Origin of the sequence: Streptomyces sp. NPDC007856 (assembly GCF_042868225.1) — a bacterium.
Taxonomy (GTDB): Bacteria; Actinomycetota; Actinomycetes; order Streptomycetales; family Streptomycetaceae; genus Streptomyces.
Genome location: NZ_JBIAEC010000002.1, coordinates 176,516 through 199,906, shown reverse-complemented (window position 1 = coordinate 199,906; position 23,391 = coordinate 176,516). Strand labels below are relative to the sequence as shown.

Genomic DNA, 23,391 nt, shown 5'->3' with positions numbered 1-23,391 from the left:
AGCGCATGTCGGATAATTACCGTGTGTGACAGGGCGGGTGGGCGAGCGGGATCCGGAAACGCCACGCCGAAGATCGAGTTCGGGCCGTTAACCCCCGCGCCGTCGGGCAGACTCGAAGGAAGTCCGAAGCAAAACCTCCCGGGAAGAGGGTGAGTCGCGTGGACCGCTGCATCGTCCTGGTGGACGCCGGGTACCTGCTGGGAGCCGCCGCCAGCCTCCTCGCCGGTGAGCCCTCGCGGTCCCGGATCACCGTCGATCACACCGCGCTGATCCAGGCCTTGCGGGTGCGCGCGGAGTCCGACACCGAGCGTCCCCTGCTGCGCATCTACTGGTTCGACGGCGCCCCCGACCGTGTCCCCCAACCGGAGCATCGCCGGCTGCGCGTGATGCCCCGGGTCACCGTCCGGCTCGGCGCCCTCACCCGCAGCGACGGGCGCTGGGCGCAGAAGGGCGTGGACGCGGCCATGCACGCCGAGCTGACCGAGCTGGCCCGCAACCGCGCCTGCTCCGACATCGTCCTCGTCACCGGTGACGGCGATCTGCTGCCCGGCATGATGGCCGCCAAGGAGCATGGCGTCGCCGTCCACCTGTGGGCCGTACAGGCCGCCGACGGCGACTACAACCAGTCCGAGGACCTGGTCGCCGAGGCCGACGAGCGGCGTGTGCTGGACCGTGCCTGGATCACCCAGGCCGTCCGCGCCAAGGAACTGACCGGCGTCTGCGCCCCGCCGCCCGTGCCCCGGCCCGAGATCGCCGCTATCCTCTCCGCGCCGCTGCCCGAGTCCGCGCTCGGCACGGCGGGCGAGCGGCCGGCCGAACAGGGCGCGCCCCAGTCGGCCGCCGCGGTGACGGAGAACGGCACCCAGGAGCGGGCCACCGGCCACAAGGGCGTCCCCACCCCGAAGGACCTCGCCGCGCTGCGCGCCCCCGGCGCCCCGTCCGCCCAGCACCCCGCGACCGCGACCCTGCGCTGGTCCTCCGACAAGGGCTGGGTGGACCGGCCGGGCGCGGTCGAGCCGCCCGAGGTCGCCGCCATGCCGACGCTCGCCCAGCTCACCACGGCCGAGCAGCGGTGGGCCGACCGTGAGGAGGACATCACCACCGTCGGCGGCGACCCCTACGAGGTGGGACAGGTCTTCGCCCGCCGCTGGATGTCCCGGCTCGGCGACCAGGGCCAGCTGCAGAGGCTCTCGCAGCTGTATCCGCGCATCCCCCACCGCATCGACGGCGAGCTGCTGCGGTACGCCGCGCGGTTCGGGCTGCTCGCCCACAAGGACGACCAGATCGACGAGCACGACCGTTACGCCATTCGGGCGGGGTTCTGGCGGGAGATCGATGTTCCGGCGGCGGCGGAGAGCGCGACGGGGGAGTGACGGCGGGGATTTCTTACCGGTCGCGTACGGAACCGGCCCCAAAGACGAGTAAAGCGGTCCGACCCCGTACTCTCGTCCCTTGTGAGTACGCGCGCGGCACAGGCACCTCCTCGGTATGACGAGGTCGTACGCGTGCGCGGGCTCGGCAAGACCTATCCGGCCGTGAAGGGCCGGCGGGGTGCGCCCGGCACCCCCGAGGTCCGGGCTACCGACGGGGTCGACCTGGACGTGCGGCGCGGCGAGGTGTTCGGGCTGCTCGGGCCGAACGGCGCCGGCAAGTCCACGCTCGTACGGCAGCTCACCGGGCTGCTCCGGCCGGACACCGGCAGCATCCAGATCCTCGGGCACGACATCGTCCGGCACCCCGAGCGGGCCGCGCGCCTCCTCGCCTACCTGGGGCAGGAGTCCTCCGCGCTGGACGAGCTGACCGTCTCCCTCGCCGCCGAGACCACCGGACGCCTGCGCGGCCTGGACGTGACACGGGCCCGGGCCGAGCGCGACGCCGTCCTGGAGGAGCTGGGGCTCACGCCGATCGCCGGGCGGGCGCTGAAGAAGCTGTCCGGCGGGCAGCGGCGGCTCGCCTGCCTCGCCGCCGCCCTCGTCGGCGAGCGCCCGCTGCTCGTGCTGGACGAGCCGACCACCGGCATGGACCCGGTGGCCCGGCGCGCGGTCTGGGCGGCCGTGGACCGGCGGCGCGCCGAGCGTGGTACGACCGTGCTGCTGGTCACCCACAACGTCATCGAGGCCGAGACCGTGCTGGACCGGGTCGCCGTCATCGACCAGGGCCGGGTGATCGCCTGTGACACCCCGGCCGGGCTGAAGGAACGGGTCGCCGGAGAGGTGCGGGTCGAGCTGGTGTGGCGGGACCGGGCGCCGCTCCAGGTGCCCGAGGTCGCCGCGCTGCGCGAGCGCGCCGTGGAGTCCGGCCGGCGCTGGACGCTGCGGCTCGCGCCCGAGGAGGCCCGGGCCGCCGTCGCCACCGTGACCGGTGGGGCCGCCTTCGCCGCCCTGGACGACTTCACGCTCGCCACGCCCAGCCTGGAGGACGTCTACCTGGCGCTCGGCGGCGCGGCCCGGAAGGGGTTGGTGAAGGCGTGAGCGCGGCGGACGTGCGGTGCGTATGGGTCTGTACGCCGGTCTACGCGACTGCGGTAGGGAAGAGGGGCAGCTCGACGTGAGTGTCGTACCCGCGGAGGTTCTGCCGGGCGGTGCCCCGGCCGTGCCGGAGACGGCACCGGGCGCGGCCGAACTCGGGCCGGCCGCCCGGCTGTGGCCGTCGCTGGCGGCCGTCTACCGGGCGCAGCTGTCCCGGGCCCGGGTGGCCCGGATTCCGCTGCTGTTCGTGGCGACCTTCCAGTCCGTCGGCATCACCGTGATGATGCGGGGCGTCGTCGACAGCGGCAGTGAGGCCCAGTCCGTGGTGGCGGGGTCGTCGGTGCTGGTCGTCGCGTATGTGGCGCTGAATCTGCTGGCGCAGTACTTCGGGCAGTTGCGGGCGAGTGGCGGGCTCGACCACTACGCGACCCTGCCGGTGCCACCCGCGGCCGTGGTGCTGGGCGCGGCGGCGGCGTACGCCTCCTTCACCGTGCCGGGGACGCTGGTGACGGCCGTCTTCGGGTGCGTCCTGTTCGGGCTGCCGCTGGGCAATCTGTGGATTCTCCTGGCCGTGATCCCGCTCGCCGGGGCCGCGCTGTCCGGACTCGGCGCCGCCTGCGGGCTGCTCGCGCCGCGGCCCGAGTTGGCCACGCTGCTCGGGCAACTGGGCATGTCGGCGGCGCTGCTGCTGGGTGTGCTGCCGGCCGACCGGATGCCGGAGGTCGTACGGCTGGCGCGGGACCTGTTGCCGTCGACGTACGGTGTGGAGGCGTACGCCCGCACCTTCGGGGCCCATCCGGATTGGGCCGTCGTGCTGATCGACCTGGGAGTGTGCGCCGGTGTCGGAGTCGTCTCGCTGGCCGTGGCGGCCCGGGCGTACCGCAGGGCCGCCGTCCGGTGACGCGGCGCACAGCGCGACCTGGCACGATGTCAGGGTGACCGCACCGTTGACTCCGCCTACGCCGCCGCACAACCAGTCCCCGGACGATGTCTGGCAGGCGCCGCCGCCTGCCGGGATGTCCGGGGGCGTGTACGAACAGGACGGCCCCGGGATGAAGACCGAACTGCGGGATGCCGCCGTGATCACGGTGGCGGTGGCGCTGGGCGGGGTGTTGCTGGGGCTGCTGTGGTGGTGGCTGGCGCCGCATGTGCCGCTGGTCGGCGATGTGGTCGACGGCAGCTGGGTCGTCTACCTCAAGGACAGCGAGGGCGAGCAGGCGGCCGGCGTGGACGGCACCTTCACCCTGCTGGGGCTGGGCTTCGGGCTCGTCAGCGCGGTGGTGGTCTTCCTGCTGCGGCGGCGTGGGGGTGTGCCGGTCGTGGTGGCGCTCGGGCTGGGCGCGCTGCTCGGGTCGGTGCTGGCGTGGCGGTTGGGGGTGTGGCTCGGGCCCATGTCCGACGTGCTCGCGCATGCCAAGGCGGTGGGGAAGGGCGTCACCTTCTCGGCGCCGCTGAAGCTGAACGCCAAGGGGGCGTTGCTGGCCTGGCCGCTGGGCGCGTTGCTGGTCCACCTTGGCCTCACGGCACTGTTCGGCCCCCGAGACCCCGAGTTCGGCCCCGGCGATCCCGAGTTCGGCCCCGGCGACCCCGGGACGCCGACCCCGTGACCAGGGGGGCTCCGCCCCCCGGGGCCGCCCGCTTCCCACCCAGCCGACTCGGTCGGCCCCCGGCAGACGGCGGAATTCCGCCCTCCGTCAGCCCCGCCCGATAGGTGCCAGCACCGCGTTCGTCAGTTCGGTCAGGGCCGCTGGGGACAGTTCCACCTCGAGGCCCCGGCGGCCTGCTGAGATGCAGATCGTTTCGTGGGTCCCGGCGGAGTCGTCCAGGACCGTCGGGAGTTTCTTGCGCTGGCCCAGGGGTGAGATGCCGCCGCGGACATAGCCCGTGGTGCGCTCCGCCAGGGTCGGGTCGGCCATCGTGGCTCGTTTGCCGCCGACCGCCGCCGCGAGCGCTTTCAGGTCCAGGGAGCCGGACACCGGGACCACCGCAACGGTCAGGGTGCCGTCGACGTCGGCCACCAGGGTCTTGAAGACGCGGTCGGGGGAGACGCCCATCGCCTCCGCCGCCTCCTCGCCGTAGGAGGGGTGGGAGGGGTCGTGGGCGTAGGAGTGGACCGTGAAGTCCACGCCGGCCGAGGACAGGGCGACCGTCGCGGGGGTGCCGCCGGACTGCTGCTGTTGCTTCTTCGACTTCTTCGCCATCCGTCCTGCTCCGCGGTTCTTCCTCGTCTCGGGCCCGTCCCGCCGTCGTCGTCAGTTCAAGCTCGTCGGCGCCCGCGTCAGCTCGAAGGCGGGCAGAGACGGAAGACTACGGATGATGGCCGTCTCGGCGCGAAGGAGTTTCAGCTCGTCGCGCAGGCGGGACGCGGTGTCGGGGGCCTGGAGCAGTCGCTGTTTCGTCGGCGTGTCGTGCACCATCGCCGCCGCCACCAGGTAGGACACCACCGAAGGGTCGTCCGGGAGCTCCGCGCCGGTCGACAGCGAGCGCTCCCGCGCGCCCGCCAGTCGCTTCTGGTACTGGCGGAAGGAGCGCAGCACCCCCTCGGCCAGCGCGCCCGCCTCGTCGCCCGGCTCCTCCGGCAGCTCCTCCAGCTCCGCCGTCAGGAACGGGCCCGACGCGTCGACGGAGAGCAGCCGCACGCGGGTCGTGCCCGTCGCCAGCACCTCGAACGTGCCGTCGGCCCGCTCCCGGACGGTCGCCGCGTCCGCCACACACCCCACCCCGTGGAAGGACTTCAGGGGGTCCGGGCCGAAGCCGGCGGCCGGCCCCCGGTCGGGCTGCGCCGTGGGGTCCGGCATGCCGGGGGCGCTCGGCGCCACCTCGTAGCCGTCGCGGATGGCCACGACGGCGAACCGGCGCGGCTCGTCCTCTGGTGTCTTGAGCAGCTCGCGCATCATGGCGCGATAGCGCTCCTCGAAGACGTTCAGCGGCAGCACGAGCCCCGGGAACAGCACCGTGTTCAGCGGGAAGAGCGGGAGACGGACGGTGGTCACGACGCCCCAGCCTAGTGGTCACCGGCGGGCGCGTGTCCGCCGCGCTCGTCGAGGGTGGCTTCAGACGCGCTCATCAGGGCCATGAGGCCGGCTGGGGCGGGGCGGGATCCCGCCGTCAGCAGGTGCTCGCGCAGCCGCAGGAAGTGGCCGAGCGGGTCCTCGGAGAACCGTTCCCAGGGGAAGGACGTGGCGTAGGGGCCGATCCGGCTGAGCTCGGCGCGCGCGTCCTCCCAGCGGTGCAGGCGCAGCAGGACGTACAAGAGCTTGTTGCGGACCTGTGCGGCCCACGGGTCGGCCGTGGGGAAGCGGGCGGAGAGCGTGAGCGCCCGGTCGGCAGCGGCGTTCAGCCGGGGGCGCGGGATCTCCTGGCCGCTGCCGTCGATCAGGTAGCCGAAGGCGGCCCGGGCCGGCAGGGCCTGGACGAGCGAGTCGGCCGGGGCGTCCTGCGCGGCCAGCTCGGCGAAGTCGAAGCAGGCGCCGTGGGAACCGCGCCGGAAGCTGGCCAGGTAGCGCAGGGCGGCCACGTGGCAGCCGTAGTGGTGCGGGGCGCGGCGGACGGCCGCCTCCCACAGCTCCTCGAAGTACCGGTGACCGGCCCGCGAGCCGCGGGCGTGGTCGAGCGCGATCCGCCAGGGCACCGGGTCTCGGTCGTCGGCGCGGGCGGCGGCGGTGATCAGCGGGCTCACCTCGCGCAGCAGCTCGGCGCGGGCCGGCGAGGGCCAGGCGCGGTCCACGGCCAGCTGTGCCTCGACCAGCAGCGCGTCGGGCTTCGCCGGGGCGGCCGCCCGCCAGGACTCGAACCACTCGGGACGCGAACGGGCGAAGGCGGCCAGATGCCGGACGTACCGGTCGCGGTTCTCCCACTCGCCGCCGGTGCGGGTGGTCGCGAGCAGTGCGGCCGCGGCCTGGTACTCGCCCCGGCCGGCCGCGACCAGCGCGGGCGAGAGACGGTCGTCGGGTGCGTCGAGTACGACCTCGTCCCCGGTCGGCGGTCGGCCGGCCGGGCGCGCGGAGCGTTTGGTCATCCGGGTGGGGCGGATGAACGAGGGGAGCAGAACCATGGTGCCGACCATTCAAAGACCGCAGGTCGGCCGCGCGCCAGAGGCTTTGGGCAAGTCATGGAAAGTTGTATGGGGGACGGTCAAGGACCGGTAAAGGTGATTGTTCAACCTTTGAGACGTGTGTGGCTTTCGCGTCACCCGCGAACCCTGGGAGGCCCGGCCCGCCGCCGTCGCACGCCCCGGGGCGGCAGTCCTCAGCGCTGCCCGCGCTCCGGGTGGCCGTCGTCTATGCGCCCCGCGCTCCTCGGGTGGCGGTCCTCTGTGTCGCACGCCCGACGGCAGGCGTTCACGCCCCGCGGGCAGCCCGCCTCAGCGCTGCCCGCGCAACCCGGTTGCTCGCCGCCGCGGCGCCCGCGCTCTTCGGATGGCCGTCCGCTGTGTCGCACGCCCGACGGCAGGCGTTCACGCCCCGCGGGCAGCCCGCCTCAGCGCTGCCCGCGCAACCCGGTTGCTCGCCGCCGCGGCGCCCGCGCTCTTCGGATGGCCGTCCGCTGTGTCGCGCGCCCCCGGCGGGCCGCCTCAGCGATGCCCGCGGATTCCCGGGTGGTCCGCCTTCGTCCGGCCTGCGCCCCGGCGGCCTCCTCTGCGGCGCCCGCGCTCGCTGGCGGCCTCCTCCGCGCCGTTCGTGCAGTCCCGGGTGGTCCGCCTTCGTCCCGCGCTCCGGGCGGCCTCCTCCGCGGCGCCCTGGGCGGCTGGCCTCCGCGCCGCGCCCCGTACCCCCGCGGCCTGCCTCCGCCCCAGCGGCCGTCCTCCGCGCGCCCCGGCGCTCAGCTGCGTCGCAGCAGCCGGGTCGCGCCCGCTGCCACCGTCGTCGCCAGGATCCAGCCGAGGAGGATCATCACGGACGCCAGCCACTGCCAGCCGCCCCGCAGTTGCCACTGGCCGACCTGGCCCAGGTCGATCACCGGCAGCAGCAGGTCCAGGGTGAACAGGGCCGGGCTCCAGTAGGGGTGAGCGTCGTGGCTCGTCGGCGGATGGTCCGCATGGGCGAACGCCAGCGTGCCCGCCGCCCACAGCACCGCCATCCACACCGCGGCCCGGCCGGGGCGGTAGCCGTAGGCGACGGTCCAGTCCTGGACGTACCCCCAGAACTTCCCGGCCAGCGGCAGCGTCTCGCGGCGCCGGCGCTGCTTGGCGAGCAGCACCTCGCGCGCGTCCTCGTCCTCCCCGGCCGCCCGCAGCACCGCCGCCAGCCGCTCGTACGGCTCCGGGGCGTACTCCGCGGTGGCCGCCGCCACCCAGTCCAGCCGGCCGGCCAGCGGGAACGGGCCGCGCGGGACGAGGTTCTCGTACACGAAGCCGCCCATGTGCAGATTGCCGGGCCCCGGCCAGCTCGCCGCCCGGTCCACCAGGCTGACGATCCGCGCGCCGGACAGCACCACCTTGCCGAGCTGCGGCCCGTCCCCGAGGAAGCGCAGCTCCGACGCGTGCACCCGGCGCAGCGACAGCTCCTGGTCGTCGGTCAGGGTGAACCGGGCCCGTTCGAAGTCGACGGCGTCCCCGAACCGCCCGTCGTCCAGCCGTATCCCGCCCCGGCAGTCGAAGCGCTGGATCCGCGTCCCGCGCGCCGGTGTCGTGCCGCTCAGCAGCGGGCTGCCGACGCCGGCCGGGGTCAGGTACAGGGTGCGCTCGACGGTCAGCTGAGGGGCGTTCAGGGCGTAGCGGGAGTACGGGTTGTCCAGGTTCGCGCCGCGCAGGCTGAGGGAGACGCCCACCTTGGCGCCGCGCAGCCGCAGCTCGCCGTGCGACTGCAGCATCTCCGCCTGGAGGTCCTGGCCGACGGTCATGCCGTCCGCCGAGATCGACCGCCCGCTGCGGTCGCGGTACACCACCGCCTCGTTGAGCATCAGATCGGTGCCGATGTGCGCGTCCGTCAGCCGGGCCCCGTTCTGGAACCGGCAGCGCGGCAGGTGCAGATCGCCCTCGGTGTGCACCCGGGCCGCCTCCAGCCGGGGCACCGCGCAGTCCACCATGCGCAGGGTCGTGAACCGGGCCTCCGGCAGCAGGACCTCCTCGTCGAAGCGGCAGCCGCGCAGCTCGACGTACGGCCGTACCGTGCCGCCCGAGAGGTCCAGCGTGCCGGTGATCCGCACGCCGGTCAGCTTCAGCGAGGACACCCGGCCCGCGAGCGCCGGCGGGCCGTCCAGCAGCAGCCACGCCACGATCCGCGCCCGCACCGTGCGCTCCGGACCCCAGGGGTGTCCGCCGTGCGGATCGTCCACCACGGTGTCCCCGCAGCTCAGGTCGTACACACTGCCGTTGCGGAAGCCCTGCCACATGCCCGCCTCGGCCGCGGTCAGCTCGTCCGGCAGGTCCCCGGCGACGACGCCGGTCCCCTCGGTCACCTTCGTCCTCTCCTGGTCCAGTGCTCGCGTACAGCCGTTCATGCCCGCTGAGTGACGCCCGGAACACTAGACGTGAAGACGATCTTCCAAGTTCCGCCACGTTCTGTATCAGCCATTGATACGCGTCCACGGCCCGCGACGGCGGTCTGAGAGAATTGGGGCTGTGATTTCCCGAATCGATCTGCGCGGCGACGCCCTTCCCGAGGGCCCCGCCCTGCGCGACCTGCTGCCCCGAGCCGACTTCGATGTTCAGGCCGCCCTGGAGAAGGTGCGTCCGATCTGCGAGGCCGTGCATCATCGTGGCGACGCGGCGCTGATCGACTTCGCCGAGAAGTTCGACGGAGTACGGCTGGAATCCGTCCGTGTTCCGGCAGAGGCGCTCACCGAAGCGTTGGACGCCCTCGACCCGGCCGTGCGCGCCGCGCTGGAGGAGTCCATCCGCCGCGCCCGCCTGGTCCACCGCGAGCAGCGCCGCAGCACCCACACCACCCAGGTGGTGCCGGGCGGCTCCGTGACCGAGAAGTGGGTGCCGGTCGAGCGCGTCGGGCTGTACGCGCCGGGCGGCCGGTCCGTCTACCCGTCCTCCGTGATCATGAACGCCGTGCCGGCCCAGGAGGCCGGGGTCGAGTCGATCGCGCTCGCTTCCCCGCCCCAGGCCGAGTTCGGCGGCCTCCCGCACCCGACGATCCTCGCCGCCTGCGCGCTGCTCGGCGTGGACGAGGTGTATGCGGCCGGTGGCGCCACCGCCGTCGCGATGTTCGCCTACGGCACCGAGTCCTGCCCGCCCGCCAACATGGTCACCGGGCCCGGCAACATCTGGGTCGCCGCCGCCAAGCGCTTCTTCACCGGCAGGATCGGCATCGACGCCGAGGCCGGCCCGACCGAGATCGCCATCCTCGCCGACGACACCGCCGACCCGGTGCACGTGGCCTCCGACCTGATCAGCCAGGCCGAGCACGACCCGCTCGCGGCGGCCGTCCTGGTCACCGACTCCGTCGAGCTGGCCGAGGCGGTGGAGAAGGAGCTTGAGCCACAGGTCGCGGCCACCCGGCACGTCCAGGACCGGATCGTGCCCGCCCTCAAGGGCCGGCAGTCCGCGATCGTGCTGGTCGACGGCATCGAGGAGGGCCTCAGGGTCGTCGACGCGTACGGCGCCGAGCACCTGGAGATCCAGACCGCTCGGGCTTCCGAGGTCGCCGACCGGGTCAAGAACGCGGGCGCGATCTTCATCGGCCCCTGGGCCCCGGTCTCGCTCGGCGACTACGCGGCCGGGTCCAACCACGTCCTGCCCACCGGCGGCTGCGCCTGCCACTCCTCGGGCCTGTCCGTCCAGTCCTTCCTGCGCGGTATCCACATCGTGGACTACACGAAGGACGCGCTCGCCGAGGTCGCCCATCACGTGGTGACGCTGGCGGAGGCGGAGGACCTGCCGGCGCACGGCGCGGCGATCAAGGCGAGGTTCGGCTGGAAGGTACCCGAGAGCAAGTGAGCGACGTGAGGATCGACGATCTTCCCGTACGGGACGAGCTGCGCGGCAAGTCCCCCTACGGCGCGCCCCAGTTGGACGTCCCCGTACGGCTGAACACCAACGAGAACCCCTACCCGCTGCCCGAGCCGCTGGTCGAGCGGATCGCGGAGCGGGTGCGGGATGCCGCCCGCGACCTGAACCGCTACCCGGACCGGGACGCGGTCCAGCTGCGCACCGAGCTGGCCAAGTACCTGACGAAGACGGGCAGGTACCCGCTCGGCATCGAGAACGTGTGGGCCGCCAACGGCTCCAACGAGGTCATCCAGCAGCTGCTGCAGACCTTCGGCGGGCCGGGCCGTACGGCGATCGGCTTCGAGCCGTCGTACTCGATGCACGCGCTCATCGCACGCGGCACCGGCACCGGCTGGATCTCGGGTCCGCGCAACGAGGACTTCACGATCGACGTCGCGGCGGCCGTCGAGGCGATCGCCGAGCACAAGCCGGACGTCGTCTTCATCACCACCCCCAACAACCCCACGGGCAACGCGGTCCCGCCCGAGACGGTCCTCGCGCTGTTCGAGGCGGCGCAGGCGGCCAAGCCGTCGATGGTGATCGTGGACGAGGCGTACATCGAGTTCAGCCACGGCGACTCGCTGCTGCCCCTGCTGGAGGGCCGCCCGCACCTCGTCGTCTCCCGCACGATGTCGAAGGCGTTCGGCGCGGCGGGCCTGCGCCTCGGCTATCTCGCCGCCGACCCGGCGGTCGTGGACGCCGTCCAGCTCGTCCGGCTGCCGTACCACCTGTCGGCGATCACCCAGGCGACCGCGCTGGCCGCCCTGGAGCACACCGACACCCTGCTCGGATACGTCGAGCAGCTGAAGGCGGAGCGGGACCGGCTGGTCGCCGAGCTGCGCGCGATCGGCTACGAGGTCACCGAGTCCGACGCGAACTTCGTGCAGTTCGGCCGGTTCGCGAGCGCCCACGAGGCCTGGCAGAAGATCCTCGACCGGGGCGTCCTGGTCCGGGACAACGGCGTACCGGGATGGCTGCGGGTGTCCGCCGGCACCCCGGAGGAGAACGACGCGTTCCTCGACGCGGTACGGGAACTGAAGAAGGAGCTTGAGGCATGAGCCGCGTTGGACGCGTGGAGCGCACCACCAAGGAGACCTCGGTCCTCGTCGAGATAGACCTCGACGGCACCGGCAGGACCGACATCGCCACCGGCGTCGGCTTCTACGACCACATGCTCGACCAGCTCGGCCGGCACGGGCTGTTCGACCTGACCGTGAAGACCGACGGCGACCTGCACATCGACTCCCACCACACCATCGAGGACACCGCCCTCGCGCTCGGCGCCGCCTTCAAGCAGGCGCTCGGCGACAAGGTGGGGATCTACCGCTTCGGCAACTGCACGGTGCCGCTGGACGAGTCCCTCGCCCAGGTGACCGTCGACCTGTCCGGCCGCCCCTACCTCGTGCACACCGAGCCCGAGAACATGGCGCCGATGATCGGCGAGTACGACACCACGATGACCCGGCACATCCTGGAGTCCTTCGTCGCCCAGGCGCAGATCGCGCTGCACGTGCACGTGCCGTACGGGCGCAACGCGCACCACATCGTGGAGTGCCAGTTCAAGGCGCTGGCCCGGGCGCTGCGTTACGCCTCCGAGCGCGACCCGCGCGCGGCCGGCATCCTCCCCTCCACGAAGGGCGCGCTGTAAACCCATGAACAGCCTCTCGTCCCTGCTGATCGTCGTCGGTCTGTTCCTGGTCGGCGGCATCGTCTCCTTCGTCAAGCAGAAGATGCCCGCGAGCCTGATCGTGCTGCTCTCCATCGGCGCGGGCCTGTGCCTGGTCGCGGGCGTCATGCGGCTGGGGGTGTGGAATTGACCGACTCCAAGAAGGTCGTGGTCTTCGACTACGGCTTCGGCAACGTCCGGTCCGCCGAGCGCGCCCTCGCGCGCGTGGGCGCCGATGTCGAGATCACGCGCGACTTCGACAAGGCGATGAACGCCGACGGACTGCTCGTGCCGGGCGTGGGCGCCTTCGCCGCCTGTATGCAGGGCCTGCGCGCCGCGCGCGGTGACTGGGTGGTGGACCGGCGGCTGTCCGGCGGACGACCCGTGATGGGCATCTGCGTCGGCATGCAGATCCTGTTCGCGCGCGGCATCGAGCACGGCGTGGAGGCCGAGGGCCTGGACGAGTGGCCCGGCACGGTCGCACCCCTCCAGGCCGAGATCGTGCCCCACATGGGCTGGAACACCGTCGACGCCCCCGCCGACTCCGAGCTGTTCGCCGGCCTCGACGCCGACGCCCGCTTCTACTTCGTGCACTCCTACGCCGTCCACGACTGGGCTCTGGAGTCGCACAACCCACTGATCGCCGCCCCCAAGGTGACCTGGTCGACGCACGGCAAGCCGTTCGTGGCCGCCGTGGAGAACGGCGCCCTGTGGGCCACCCAGTTCCACCCCGAGAAGTCCGGCGACGCCGGCGCCCAGCTCCTCACCAACTGGATCGGAACCCTGTAGACCATGGCCAAGCTCGAACTCCTCCCCGCCGTCGACGTCCGCGACGGCCAGGCCGTCCGCCTCGTGCACGGCGAGTCCGGGACCGAGACCTCCTACGGCTCCCCGCTGGAGGCCGCCCTCGCCTGGCAGCGCTCCGGCGCCGAGTGGCTGCACCTGGTCGACCTGGACGCGGCCTTCGGCACCGGCGACAACCGTGAGCTGATCGCCGAGGTCGCGGGGGCGATGGACATCAAGGTGGAGCTGTCGGGCGGCATCCGCGACGACGCCTCGCTGGCCGCCGCCCTGGCCACCGGCTGCACCCGGGTGAACCTCGGCACGGCCGCCCTGGAGACCCCCGAGTGGGTCGCCAAGGTCATCGCCGAGCACGGCGACAAGATCGCGGTCGGCCTGGACGTGCGCGGTACGACCCTGCGCGGCCGCGGCTGGACCCGTGACGGCGGCGACCTCTACGAGACGCTGGAGCGCCTCAACAAGGAGGGCTGCGCCCGCTACGTCGTCACCGACATCGCCAAGGACGGCACCCTCCAGGGCCCCAACCTGGAGCTGCTGAAGAACGTGTGCGCCGCGACGGACCGCCCGGTCGTGGCCTCCGGCGGCGTGTCGTCCCTGGACGACCTGCGCGCCATCGCCGGGCTGGTACCCCTCGGTGTCGAGGGCTCCATCGTCGGGAAGGCCCTGTACGCGAAGGCATTCACCCTGGAAGAGGCCTTGGAGGCTGTGTCGTCATGACGTCCGAAGCCGTGCGGCGTGTGCAGAGCGGAAGTCCCTGGGAAGAGAGTTTCGGTTTCGCACGTGCCGTCGCGGCGGGGGACCGCGTGCTGGTCGCCGGCACGACGGCCTTCCGGGGCGATGTCCTGTACGGCGAGGGCGACCCGTACGAACAGGCCAAGGTGGCGTTCACCAGCGCCATCGAGGCGATCGGCGAGTTCGGGCTCGGCATCGGGTCCGTGATCCGTACGCGGATGTACCTGACCCATGTGCGGGACGTGGACGCCGTCGGCCGGGCGCACAAGGAGCTGTTCGACTCCGTGCGCCCGGTGTCGACCCTGCTGGTCGTCGAGGGGTTCGTCGATCCGCGCATCCTGGTGGAAGTGGAACTTGAAGCATTCAGAGGAGCCTGAGCAGTCATGACCCTGGCGGTCCGAGTCATCCCCTGCCTGGACGTGGACAACGGCCGGGTCGTCAAGGGCGTCAACTTCCAGAACCTGCGCGACGCGGGCGACCCCGTCGAGATGGCCAAGGTGTACGACGCCGAGGGCGCCGACGAGCTGACGTTCCTGGACATCACCGCGTCCTCGGGCGACCGGGAGACGACGTACGACGTGGTGCGGCGCACCGCGGAGCAGGTGTTCATCCCGCTGACGGTCGGCGGCGGCGTCCGTACGGCCGAGGACGTGGACAAGCTGCTGCGGGCGGGCGCCGACAAGGTGGGCGTGAACACGGCGGCGATCGCGCGTCCCGACCTGATTAGGGAGATCGCGGAGCGCTTCGGCCGCCAGGTGCTGGTGCTGTCGGTGGACGCGCGCCGCTCCGAGTCGGGTTCCTTCGAGGTGACGACGCACGGCGGCCGGCGCGGCACCGGCATCGACGCCGTCGAATGGGCGCACCGGGCGGCCGAGCTGGGCGCCGGGGAGATCCTGCTGAACTCCATGGACGCGGACGGCACCAAGGACGGCTACGACCTGGAGATGATCGCGGCGGTGCGCAAGCACGTGACCGTCCCGGTGATCGCCTCGGGTGGCGCGGGCAGGCTGGCCGACTTCCCGCCGGCGATCGAGGCGGGCGCGGACGCCGTGCTGGCCGCGTCGGTGTTCCACTTCGGGGATCTGCGGATCGGCGAGGTGAAGGAGACGCTGCGGGCGGCGGGGCACCCCGTGCGCTGACGCTGCGCCGGGCTTGGGCAGATACGAAAGAGAGGTTGCGCAAAATCTGTTGTGCAACCTTTCTTTCGTATCTACGGTCGGGGTATGCCTCGTGAACAGGAGCGCCGGATCACGGACGTGGGCACGCTCAAGGCCCTCGCGCACCCGTTGCGCGCCCATCTGTACCGGCTGCTGTGTATGGAGCGGGTGGCCACCGCCTCCCAGTTGGCCGAACACGTCGATGAGGCGGTGTCCCTGGTCAGCTACCACCTGCGCAAGCTCGCCGACCACGGGCTGATCGAGGAGGCCGAGCCGCAGACGGCGGACGGGCGGGAGCGCTGGTGGCAGCCGGCGTCCGACGGGGTGCGCATCCGGGACGAGGACTTCCGGGGAGAGCCGGGAAAGGCCGCCGCACACCTCGCGGCCACGCGTCTCTTCCACGATCAGCGGGCCGACCAGTACCGCCGCTACCTGGACGAACGCCCCACCTGGGGGCCCGAGTGGAACACCGCGTCGGTGGACACCGAGTCCTGGATGCGGCTGACCCCGGCGGAGCTCACCGCGCTGAAGGACGAGCTGGATGCGGTCCTGCGCAAGTTCGACGAGCGGGGCCGGGCCGCCGAGGCCGCGGGCGAGACCGAGGGACGCGAGCACGTGGCGCTCTACCTGTACGGCTTCCCGTTCCGCATCTGAGAGGCCCCCTCTCCCGTGACCGCCACACTCACCCCGTCGGCGACCGCGCCACAGGCCCACCGCGACCCCGACGTCCTGCGCTGGCTCACCGCCTACACCTCCTCGATGCTCGGCGACAGCGTGTACTACCTCGCCCTGTCCTGGGCCGCCGTACAGGCCGGAACGCCCGCACAGGCCGGTCTCGTGATGTCCGCAAGCGCGCTGCCCAGGGCCGTACTGATGCTGGGCGGCGGAGTGATCGCCGACCGGTTCGGGCCGCGTCTCGTCGTCATCGGCAGCGACGCCGTGCGCTGCGCGGCCGTCCTCGCCGTGGCCGCCCTGCTGTTCCTCACCAGCCCGGGACTGTGGCCGCTCGCCGTGCTGGCACTGGTCTTCGGCACGGTCGACGCCGTGTTCATGCCCGCCGTGGGCGCCCTGCCCGCCCGCCTCACCGAGAAGGGCCAGCTCGCCCGGGTCCAGGGGATGCGCGGCCTCGCGATCCGGTTCGCCGGCGTGGCCGGGGCCCCGCTCGGCGGGCTCGGTGTGGCCGTCGGCGGTGCCGCGACCGCGTTCGCCCTCGCCGGGCTGCTCATCGCCGTCTCGGTGCCCCTGCTGCTCTCGGTGCGGGTACGGGACCTGCCGAAGGACGACAGGCCCGAGGCGTCGGGAAGCGCCTGGGGTGACCTCGGCGCCGGACTGCGCCACATCCGCCGCCACCGCGTCCTCGCCCCGCTGATGCTGGCCATCGCCCTCGGCGACCTCGGTTTCGTCGGCCCGCTGAACGTCGGGCTGACCCTGCTCGCCGAGCGGCGCGGCTGGGGTGCCTCCGGCATGGGCTGGGTGCTGGCCGGATTCGGGACCGGCGCGGGAGCGGCCTCGCTGCTGCTGGCGGTCCGGGGGCGGCTGCCGCGCGCCGGGCTGGTCACCGGGTGGGCGTGTGCCGTGGGGGCCGTGGCCGTGGGCGCCCTCGCGTTCGTACCCACCCTGGCCGCGGCCGTCGGTACGGCCCTGCTCGTCGGCCTGCTCACCGGGCTCAGCGGCGCCCTCTGCGGGGCCCTGCTGCAGACCCAGTCCGACCCCGCCCATCTGGGCCGGGTCACCGCCGTCTCCAGCATGATCAGCCTCGGCCTCACCCCGCTGTCCATGCCGCTCGCGGCGGCCGCGATCGGCGCCTTCGGGCTCGGGCCGGTCTACGCCGTCAGCGCCGGCGTCTGCGCCCTGGGCGGGGTCGTCGCCCTCGCCGTACCGTCCCTGCGCCGCGCGGAACTCCCGGGCTGAACTCCTTGAAGACGCTCAGATGCCCAGCTGCCTGGACTCGGTCAGCTTGGTGATCGCGTCCGTCTCGCCCTCGACCTCCACCTCGGCCGCGTTCTGCCGCCCGAACACGAACATCAGCAGCTCCGACGGCTCGCCGGTCACCGTGACCACCGGCGCGCCCCGGTGTGCCACGGCGGTCTGCCCGTCCGGGCGGCGCAGCACCAGGCCCGTCGGCACACCTCGGGCCACCAGCCGCGCGGTGCGCTCCAGCCGGGACCACAGGGCGTCCTGGAAGACGGGGTCCAGCTCGCGCGGGCTCCAGTCCGGCTGGGCCCTGCGGACGTCCTCGGTGTGGACGTAGAACTCGACGATGTTGGCCGCCTCGTCGACCTGCTTGAGCTGGAAGGGGGAGAAGCGCGGCGGGCCGGTACGGATCAGCTGGATCAGCTCCTCGTACGGCTTCGCGGCGTACTCGGCCATCACCTTCTCCAGGCGCGGCGCGAGCTGCTTGATCAGCGTGCCCCCGGCCGCGTCCGGGCGGCGCTCGCGCACGACGACATGCGCGGCCAGGTCCCGGGTCCGCCAGCCCTCGCAGAGGGTGTCGGCGTCCGGACCGACGGTTTCCAAGAGGTCCGCGAGCAGAAGCCGTTCACGCTTGGCGAAGGTCGACATGGAGTCAGCCTACGACCAGGTGCTCGGTCCGCGCAGTGGACACGGCACCGGCGTTGTCGTACCCGCGCGGCACAATGGCATCCATGACCAGTACGACCGGGACTCCCCGGCCCAGCAGCCTCGACCCGGAGATCGCCGCCCGCCTCAAGCGCAGCGCGGACGGTCTCCTGCCCGCCATCGCCCAGCAGTACGACACCGGTGAGGTGCTCATGCTCGGCTGGATGGACGACGAGGCGCTGCATCGCACCCTGACCACCGGCCGCTGCACCTACTGGTCCCGCAGCCGCCGCGAGTACTGGGTCAAGGGCGACACCTCGGGCCACGTCCAGTGGGTGAAGTCGGTCGCGCTGGACTGCGACGCCGACACCGTCCTGGTCAAGGTCGACCAGGTGGGCGCGGCCTGCCACACCGGGGCGCGCACCTGCTTCGACGAGGACGTGCTCCTCAAGGACGCCGATTCCGCCGCTCCGGCATCTGATCAGTAAGGTCGGCCGCCATGGACCTCGAGACCTTCCGCAAGCTCGCCACCGACCGGCGCGTCATCCCCGTGACGCGCAAGCTCCTCGCCGACGGCGACACCCCGGTCGCGCTGTACCGCAAACTGGCCGCCGAGCGCCCCGGCACCTTCCTTCTGGAGTCCGCGGAGAACGGCCGCTCCTGGTCCCGGTACTCCTTCGTCGGCGTCCGGTCCGCCGGGACGCTGACGGAGCGCGACGGACAGGCGCACTGGCTCGGCACGCCGCCGGTAGGCGTGCCCGCGGACGGCGACCCCCTGAAGGCCCTGCGCGCCACGATCCAGGCCCTGCACACCCCGCAGCAGGAAGGACTGCCGCCCTTCACCGGAGGCATGGTCGGCTATCTGGGCTACGACATCGTCCGCCGCCTGGAGAAGATCGGCCCCGGCGAGCGCGACGACCTGAAGCTGCCCGAGCTGACCATGCTTCTGACCAGCGACCTCGCCGTCATGGACCACTGGGAGGGCTCGGTCCTGCTGATCGCCAACGCGATCAACCACAACGACCTCGACACCGGTGTGGACGAGGCCTACGCCGACGCGGTGGCCCGGCTCGACGCCATGGAGGCCGACCTCACGCGCGCGGTCGCCCAGCCCCCTGCCGTGCTGCCGCCCTCCGAACTGCCCGAGTACACCGCGCTGTGGGGCGGCCCCGACTTCCAGGTGGCCGTCGAGGACGTCAAGGAGCGCATCCGCGCGGGCGAGGCCTTCCAGGTCGTGCCCTCGCAGCGCTTCGAGACCCCGTGCAGCGCGAGCGCCCTCGACGTCTACCGGGTGCTGCGGGCCACGAACCCCTCCCCGTACATGTACCTGTTCCGCTTCGAGGGCTTCGACGTCGTCGGCTCGTCCCCCGAGGCGCTGGTGAAGGTCGAGGACGGACGCGCGATGGTCCACCCCATCGCCGGCACCCGGCCCCGCGGGACCACCCCGCAGCAGGACCAGGCCCTCGCCGAGGAGCTGATGGCCGACCCCAAGGAGCGCGCCGAGCACCTGATGCTCGTCGACCTCGGGCGCAACGACCTCGGCCGGGTCTGCGAGCCCGGCTCCGTCGAGGTGGTCGACTTCATGTCCATCGAGCGCTACTCGCACGTCATGCACATCGTCTCGACCGTCACCGGCAGGGTGGCCGAGGGCCGCACGGCCTTCGACGTGCTCACCGCGTGCTTCCCGGCGGGCACCCTCTCCGGCGCCCCCAAGCCCCGCGCGATGCAGATCATCGACGAACTGGAGCCGTCCCGGCGCGGCCTGTACGGCGGCTGCGTCGGCTATCTGGACTTCGCGGGCGACTCCGACACCGCGATCGCCATCCGCACCGCCCTGCTGCGGGACGGCACGGCATATGTGCAGGCCGGAGCCGGCATCGTCGCCGACTCCGACCCGGTGGCGGAGGACCAGGAGTGCCGCAACAAGGCGGCGGCGGTCCTCCGCGCGGTGCACACGGCCAACAGGCTCAACTCATAGGAGAGTTCAGCCGGTGAACGCGGCGGTGCCGTTCGGGGTGCCGAGCCCGGTCGGCCCGTCGTACCCGGTGGTGCCGGTGCACAGGTACGAGCCGCCGCAGCTGCCGTTGGAGCCGCTGGTGACGTCGTTCAGCGCCGAGGTGTGCGCGTACGGGAAGGACGCCGGGGAGGAGCCGGCGGACGGGGCGCCGGCCAGCGCGTAGGTCGCCGCGATCAGCGGGGAGGAGGCGCTGGTGCCGCCGAAGACCATCCAGCCGCTGCCCTGCCCGTAGGTGTCGTACACCGCGACACCGGTGTTGGGGTCGGCGACCGCCGAGACGTCCGCGACCGTGCGGTTCGCACAGCCGGAGTCCTTCTGCCAGCTGGGCTTGGCGTCGTACGCGGAGCAGCCGGAGCCGGCCCCGCTCCACACCGTGTCCGTCCAGCCGCGCGAGTTGGAGGCCGTCTTCAGGGACGTACCGCCCACCGCCGTCACGTACTTCGACGCCGCCGGGTACTCGACGCCGTAGCCGTTGTCACCGGAGGAGACGGTGATGGCGACACCCGGGTGGTTGAAGTAGGAGGAGTCGTAGGTCGCGTCGCTGGCGGACTCGGAGCCGCCGTAGCTGTTGGAGACGAACTTCGCGCCCAGCCGGACCGCGGTGTTCACGCCCGTACCCAGGTTGGTCATGCTGGAGGAACTCGCCTCCACCAGCAGGATCTTGCAGTTCGGGCAGGCCGCGCTGACCATGTCGAGGTCGAGGGAGATTTCCTCGGCCCAGCCGGAGTTGCCGCGCGGGTACTTGGTGCCGCCGTTCTGGTCCACCTTCTGGAAGCAGCCGTTGGCGGTCGTGCAGGCGGACAGGCCGTACTGGGAGCGGTAGACGGCGAGGTCGGACTCGGCGCTCGGGTCGTCGTAGGCGTCGACGATCGCCACCGTCTGGCCCGAACCGCCGCTCGCGGAGGGCAGGTTGTACGCCGCCTGCAGCGAGGCCGGGCCGTAGCCGGAGGGCGCGGCGGCCGCGGTCAGATCGCTCTCGGCGTGCGCCGACTTCGGGGTGCCCGAGGTGACCTTGAGGGCGTTGCAGGCCATCTCGCCCTTCTGCGTCGGGGCGCCGCAGGCATGCGCGACGGCCACGCCGTGGGACGAGGAGGCGGTGGCCTGGGCGGCCTGGCCGACCGGGGCGGCCAGGGCGAGGGCGGCCGTGGCGAGTGTGGCCACGGCGGTGAGGGAAGCGGTTCTGCGCAACGTACGTCCTCCGCGAGGTGGGTGAACCGGGAAGGGCTGTGGGGGGTGCGCGAGTGCCACCACGGCGTGTGGTGTCGTGCCGTGGTGGCGCAGAACGTACGGATGGCGGGGCCACGTCAACAAGATGGATGTTGAACTGTGAACGTTCCTTTGCGGTTCCTGGGACGTTCATGTGCGGTTCGTGAGCGGATCATGGCCGAAACTCGACCCACCCATGGCTTGACGGACCCGGGTGACGGTTCGCGCGGGGTTCAGGCGATAGTGGAGTGCGTGACTGCTGTTCCTCACCCTCGTACCGAAGCCGCCGAGCCCGTCCGCTCCGGCCGGCGGAGCCTCGCCGTGGCCCTCCTGTGCGGTGCGCTCGGCGCGGCCGTGGCGCTGCTCGCCACCCGGCAGCGCTGGGCCGAGGGCACCGCGACGGTGGCCGGCGGCGCGTTCCCGCTGACCGCCAAGGGCAGCGACGTCACGGGCGTCCCCGCGGCCCTCGCCATAGTGGGCCTCGCCGCGCTCGTCGCCGTCTTCGCCGTCCGCAGGGCCGGCCGGCTGGTCGTCGCCGGGCTGCTCGCGCTGTCCGGCGCCGGCATCATGGCCGCCGCGCTCGTGTCCGCCTCCGACAGCTCGGCGCTGGACGAGAAGGCCGCACAGGCGAGCGGCGACACCTCCGCCACCGTCGCCGCGCTCAGCCACACCGGCTGGCCCTACGTCGCGGCCGCCGGCGGACTGCTGATCCTGCTGGCCGGCCTGCTGGCGCTGCGCTACGGCAACCTGTGGCCCGCCATGTCCGGCCGCTACGAGCGCGGCACCGACCGCCCGCGCCGCAAGGCCCGCCCGGTCGACCCGGAACGGCCCGAGGAGATCTGGAACGCCCTGGACCGGGGAGAGGACCCCACCGGGACCTGAACCGAGGGCCCGGGTGTGGCGAACCAGACGCCACCCCCGCGTCCGGCACGGGCGCGCGTACGGGACAATGGACGACGAGCGTCCGGCTCGGACAGTGACGGTCGGGCTCGGAGCCGTACGACACGTACGCCGCTCTTCTGGGACACGTACACAGCAACGAGGAGCACAGACATGGCGGGCAGCAGCCACGGCCACGGTCACACCCCGGCCGCCTGGACCGGTGTCATCATTTCCTTCATCGGTTTCTGCGTCGCGGGCGCCTTCATGGTGATGGCCCAGCCGGTCGGCTTCTGGGCCGGCATGGTGCTGATCCTCGGCGGCGCGGTGGTCGGCGGCATCATGCGCGCCATGGGCATGGGTCAGAAGCAGGTCCCTCTCCAGATGAGCGGCGCCCCCCTCGCGACCCGTGAGCCGGCCGGCGCGGAGAGCTGAAGCCCGGACACCGCTTCCCCGAGGGGCGGCCCGGCACCCGCGGAGGGTGCGGGCCGCCCCTCGCGGTGTCCAGGGGATTCCGGTGGCCGGACGCGCGTGCCGCCGGACCGCGGGGGACAATGATCGGGTGAACGCCGAGAGCCGTCCGTTCCCGCTCGTCGCCCGTACCGCGCCCGCCGGCCCGGTGTGGCGGCGCCTCGCCGTCCCGGCGGGGCTCCTCGCGGCCGTCGCCGGGGCCTTCGTCTACGTGGGCGCCGTCGACCCGAACGAGCCCGGCCACTACCCGGTCTGCCCGCTGTACCGGATCACCGGCCTGTACTGCCCCGGCTGCGGCGGACTGCGCAGCGCCCACGCCTTCGTCCACGGCGACCTGCTCACCGCGCTGCGGGACAACGCGCTGGGCGTGGCCGCCTACCTGGGCTTCGCGGTGCTGTGGACCGTATGGGTGGTGCACGCCGTGCGCGGCCGGCCGGTGCGGCTCGATCCGCGGCCGGCGCACCTGTGGGCGCTCGGTGCGCTGCTGCTGGTGTTCACGGCTGTCCGGAACCTGCCCTCGGGCGGCTGGCTGCACCCTTGATCACATAGTGGAGGTCCAGGTAGTGGGACCGGCGTCCACCGGATGCGAGGGCTCCGCGCTCCTGCGGATACCATCGCAATGACCACGGGTTTTCAAAACCTGAAGGAACCACCGTCTGAAAGGGGGCCGCTCGCGTGAGTGTGCTCGACGAGATCATCGACGGAGTCCGTGCCGACCTCGCGGAGCGGCAGGCACGCGTCAGCCTCGACGAGCTCAAGGAGCGCGCGGCCAAGGCTCCCGCCGCCAAGGACGGGGTGGCCGCGCTCAAGGGCGACGGCGTCAAGGTGATCTGCGAGGTCAAGCGCTCCAGCCCCTCCAAGGGCGCGTTGGCGGCGATCGCCGACCCGGCCGGGCTCGCCGCGGACTACGAGGCGGGCGGCGCGGCCGTCATCTCCGTCCTCACCGAACAGCGCCGCTTCGGCGGCTCGCTGGCCGACCTGGAGGCCGTCCGCGCGCGCGTGGACATCCCGGTGCTCCGCAAGGACTTCATCGTCACGTCGTACCAGCTGTGGGAGGCCCGGGCGTACGGCGCCGACCTCGCCCTGCTGATCGTGGCCGCCCTGGACCAGCCGGCCCTGGAGTCGCTGATCGAGCGCGCGGTGTCGATCGGGCTCACCCCGCTCGTCGAGGTGCACGACGAGGACGAGGTCGAGCGGGCCGTGGACGCGGGCGCCAAGGTCATCGGCGTCAACGCGCGCAACCTCAAGACCCTTGAGGTGGACCGCGGCACGTTCGAGCGGGTCGCGCCGGAGATCCCCGACCACATCGTCAAGGTCGCCGAATCCGGTGTCCGTGGCCCGCACGACCTGATCGCCTACGCCAACGCCGGCGCCGACGCGGTCCTGGTCGGCGAGTCCCTGGTCACCGGGCGCGACCCCAAGACCGCCGTCGCCGACCTGGTCGCGGCGGGGGAACACCCCGCGCTGCGGCACGGCCGGAGCTGATCATTCGGTAG

26 protein-coding genes are annotated in these 23,391 nt (G+C 72.6%); 20 read left to right on the top strand and 6 right to left on the bottom strand.

The window, feature by feature from the left end:
* The first annotated feature begins 158 nt into the window (after positions 1–158).
* The 4 genes from ACFYOH_RS05340 (at position 159) to ACFYOH_RS05325 (ending at position 4,075) form a co-directional block, all read left to right on the top strand.
* Complete coding sequence (locus tag ACFYOH_RS05340) at positions 159–1,373, top strand: NYN domain-containing protein (protein WP_388621399.1); 1,215 nt, start codon at positions 159–161, stop codon at positions 1,371–1,373.
* 81 nt (positions 1,374–1,454) lie between these two features.
* A complete protein-coding gene (locus ACFYOH_RS05335; RefSeq protein ID WP_388621397.1) occupies positions 1,455–2,471 on the top strand; it encodes an ABC transporter ATP-binding protein in 1,017 nt (338 codons plus the stop codon).
* 76 nt (positions 2,472–2,547) lie between these two features.
* Positions 2,548–3,369 carry an ABC transporter permease gene (locus ACFYOH_RS05330; protein WP_388621395.1) on the top strand — a complete coding sequence of 274 codons (822 nt, stop codon included), beginning with the start codon at positions 2,548–2,550 and terminating at the stop codon, positions 3,367–3,369.
* A gap of 34 nt (positions 3,370–3,403) precedes the next feature.
* Complete coding sequence (locus ACFYOH_RS05325) at positions 3,404–4,075, top strand: AAA family ATPase (protein WP_388621393.1); 672 nt, start codon at positions 3,404–3,406, stop codon at positions 4,073–4,075.
* An 87-nt stretch (positions 4,076–4,162) separates the two neighbouring features.
* On the opposite strand, the gene ybaK is transcribed toward ACFYOH_RS05325, so the two are convergent.
* From ybaK to ACFYOH_RS05305, 4 genes are all read right to left on the bottom strand, one after another.
* On the bottom strand, positions 4,163–4,669 hold the full coding sequence (ybaK, locus tag ACFYOH_RS05320; protein ID WP_388621391.1) for a Cys-tRNA(Pro) deacylase: 507 nt from the start codon (positions 4,667–4,669) through the stop codon (positions 4,163–4,165).
* Between the two features lie 51 nt (positions 4,670–4,720).
* On the bottom strand, positions 4,721–5,461 hold the full coding sequence (locus tag ACFYOH_RS05315; protein ID WP_388621389.1) for an LON peptidase substrate-binding domain-containing protein: 741 nt from the start codon (positions 5,459–5,461) through the stop codon (positions 4,721–4,723).
* 11 nt (positions 5,462–5,472) lie between these two features.
* Complete coding sequence (locus ACFYOH_RS05310; RefSeq protein ID WP_388621387.1) at positions 5,473–6,534, bottom strand: hypothetical protein; 1,062 nt, start codon at positions 6,532–6,534, stop codon at positions 5,473–5,475.
* 755 nt (positions 6,535–7,289) lie between these two features.
* Positions 7,290–8,867, bottom strand: a complete 1,578-nt coding sequence (locus ACFYOH_RS05305) for an oxidoreductase (protein WP_388621385.1) — start codon at positions 8,865–8,867, stop codon at positions 7,290–7,292.
* Between the two features lie 163 nt (positions 8,868–9,030).
* On the opposite strand from ACFYOH_RS05305, the gene hisD reads away from it, so the two are divergent.
* The 10 genes from hisD (at position 9,031) to ACFYOH_RS05255 (ending at position 16,674) form a co-directional block, all read left to right on the top strand.
* A complete protein-coding gene (hisD, locus tag ACFYOH_RS05300) occupies positions 9,031–10,356 on the top strand; it encodes a histidinol dehydrogenase (RefSeq protein ID WP_388621383.1) in 1,326 nt (441 codons plus the stop codon).
* The gene (locus tag ACFYOH_RS05295) at positions 10,353–11,465 is read left to right on the top strand and encodes a histidinol-phosphate transaminase (protein ID WP_388621381.1); all 1,113 of its coding nucleotides are present in this window, start codon (positions 10,353–10,355) and stop codon (positions 11,463–11,465) included. The genes hisD and ACFYOH_RS05295 overlap by 4 nt, the downstream gene beginning before the upstream one ends.
* Positions 11,462–12,055 carry an imidazoleglycerol-phosphate dehydratase HisB gene (gene hisB / locus ACFYOH_RS05290; protein ID WP_030783530.1) on the top strand — a complete coding sequence of 198 codons (594 nt, stop codon included), beginning with the start codon at positions 11,462–11,464 and terminating at the stop codon, positions 12,053–12,055. The genes ACFYOH_RS05295 and hisB overlap by 4 nt, the downstream gene beginning before the upstream one ends.
* A gap of 4 nt (positions 12,056–12,059) precedes the next feature.
* Complete coding sequence (locus tag ACFYOH_RS05285) at positions 12,060–12,224, top strand: hypothetical protein (protein ID WP_362112798.1); 165 nt, start codon at positions 12,060–12,062, stop codon at positions 12,222–12,224.
* The gene (hisH, locus tag ACFYOH_RS05280; protein ID WP_388621379.1) at positions 12,215–12,862 is read left to right on the top strand and encodes an imidazole glycerol phosphate synthase subunit HisH; all 648 of its coding nucleotides are present in this window, start codon (positions 12,215–12,217) and stop codon (positions 12,860–12,862) included. Before ACFYOH_RS05285 ends, hisH begins: the two co-directional genes overlap by 10 nt.
* A 3-nt stretch (positions 12,863–12,865) precedes the next feature.
* Positions 12,866–13,591, top strand: a complete 726-nt coding sequence (gene priA / locus ACFYOH_RS05275) for a bifunctional 1-(5-phosphoribosyl)-5-((5-phosphoribosylamino)methylideneamino)imidazole-4-carboxamide isomerase/phosphoribosylanthranilate isomerase PriA (RefSeq protein ID WP_388621377.1) — start codon at positions 12,866–12,868, stop codon at positions 13,589–13,591.
* Complete coding sequence (locus tag ACFYOH_RS05270) at positions 13,588–13,983, top strand: RidA family protein (RefSeq protein ID WP_388621375.1); 396 nt, start codon at positions 13,588–13,590, stop codon at positions 13,981–13,983. Before priA ends, ACFYOH_RS05270 begins: the two co-directional genes overlap by 4 nt.
* 6 nt (positions 13,984–13,989) lie before the next feature.
* Positions 13,990–14,745, top strand: a complete 756-nt coding sequence (hisF, locus tag ACFYOH_RS05265; protein WP_388621373.1) for an imidazole glycerol phosphate synthase subunit HisF — start codon at positions 13,990–13,992, stop codon at positions 14,743–14,745.
* An 84-nt stretch (positions 14,746–14,829) separates the two neighbouring features.
* Entirely contained in the window at positions 14,830–15,417 is a 588-nt protein-coding gene (locus ACFYOH_RS05260; protein ID WP_388621371.1) for an ArsR/SmtB family transcription factor, read from the top strand.
* 15 nt (positions 15,418–15,432) lie between these two features.
* Complete coding sequence (locus ACFYOH_RS05255) at positions 15,433–16,674, top strand: MFS transporter (RefSeq protein WP_388621369.1); 1,242 nt, start codon at positions 15,433–15,435, stop codon at positions 16,672–16,674.
* Between the two features lie 15 nt (positions 16,675–16,689).
* Here the strand turns inward: ACFYOH_RS05255 and ACFYOH_RS05250 are convergent, their stop codons facing one another.
* Positions 16,690–17,325 carry a TIGR03085 family metal-binding protein gene (locus tag ACFYOH_RS05250; protein WP_388621367.1) on the bottom strand — a complete coding sequence of 212 codons (636 nt, stop codon included), beginning with the start codon at positions 17,323–17,325 and terminating at the stop codon, positions 16,690–16,692.
* Positions 17,326–17,408: 83 nt separating this feature from the next.
* On the opposite strand from ACFYOH_RS05250, the gene hisI reads away from it, so the two are divergent.
* On the top strand, positions 17,409–17,810 hold the full coding sequence (gene hisI, locus ACFYOH_RS05245) for a phosphoribosyl-AMP cyclohydrolase (RefSeq protein WP_388621365.1): 402 nt from the start codon (positions 17,409–17,411) through the stop codon (positions 17,808–17,810).
* A gap of 11 nt (positions 17,811–17,821) precedes the next feature.
* A complete protein-coding gene (locus tag ACFYOH_RS05240) occupies positions 17,822–19,300 on the top strand; it encodes an anthranilate synthase component I (protein ID WP_388621363.1) in 1,479 nt (492 codons plus the stop codon).
* Positions 19,301–19,306: 6 nt separating this feature from the next.
* On the opposite strand, the gene ACFYOH_RS05235 is transcribed toward ACFYOH_RS05240, so the two are convergent.
* The gene (locus ACFYOH_RS05235; RefSeq protein ID WP_388621361.1) at positions 19,307–20,500 is read right to left on the bottom strand and encodes a peptidase S8; all 1,194 of its coding nucleotides are present in this window, start codon (positions 20,498–20,500) and stop codon (positions 19,307–19,309) included.
* A 288-nt stretch (positions 20,501–20,788) separates the two neighbouring features.
* On the opposite strand from ACFYOH_RS05235, the gene ACFYOH_RS05230 reads away from it, so the two are divergent.
* The 4 genes from ACFYOH_RS05230 to trpC all read left to right on the top strand — a co-directional run bounded on the left by ACFYOH_RS05230 (position 20,789) and on the right by trpC (position 23,380).
* Entirely contained in the window at positions 20,789–21,427 is a 639-nt protein-coding gene (locus ACFYOH_RS05230) for a TIGR02234 family membrane protein (protein WP_388622317.1), read from the top strand.
* A gap of 171 nt (positions 21,428–21,598) precedes the next feature.
* Positions 21,599–21,859 carry an HGxxPAAW family protein gene (locus tag ACFYOH_RS05225; protein WP_388621359.1) on the top strand — a complete coding sequence of 87 codons (261 nt, stop codon included), beginning with the start codon at positions 21,599–21,601 and terminating at the stop codon, positions 21,857–21,859.
* A 127-nt stretch (positions 21,860–21,986) separates the two neighbouring features.
* Positions 21,987–22,436: a DUF2752 domain-containing protein gene (locus ACFYOH_RS05220; RefSeq protein ID WP_388621357.1), complete on the top strand. Its 450-nt coding sequence runs from the start codon at positions 21,987–21,989 to the stop codon at positions 22,434–22,436.
* Positions 22,437–22,570: 134 nt separating this feature from the next.
* Positions 22,571–23,380, top strand: a complete 810-nt coding sequence (trpC, locus tag ACFYOH_RS05215) for an indole-3-glycerol phosphate synthase TrpC (RefSeq protein ID WP_055708900.1) — start codon at positions 22,571–22,573, stop codon at positions 23,378–23,380.
* Positions 23,381–23,391 lie beyond the last annotated feature (11 nt).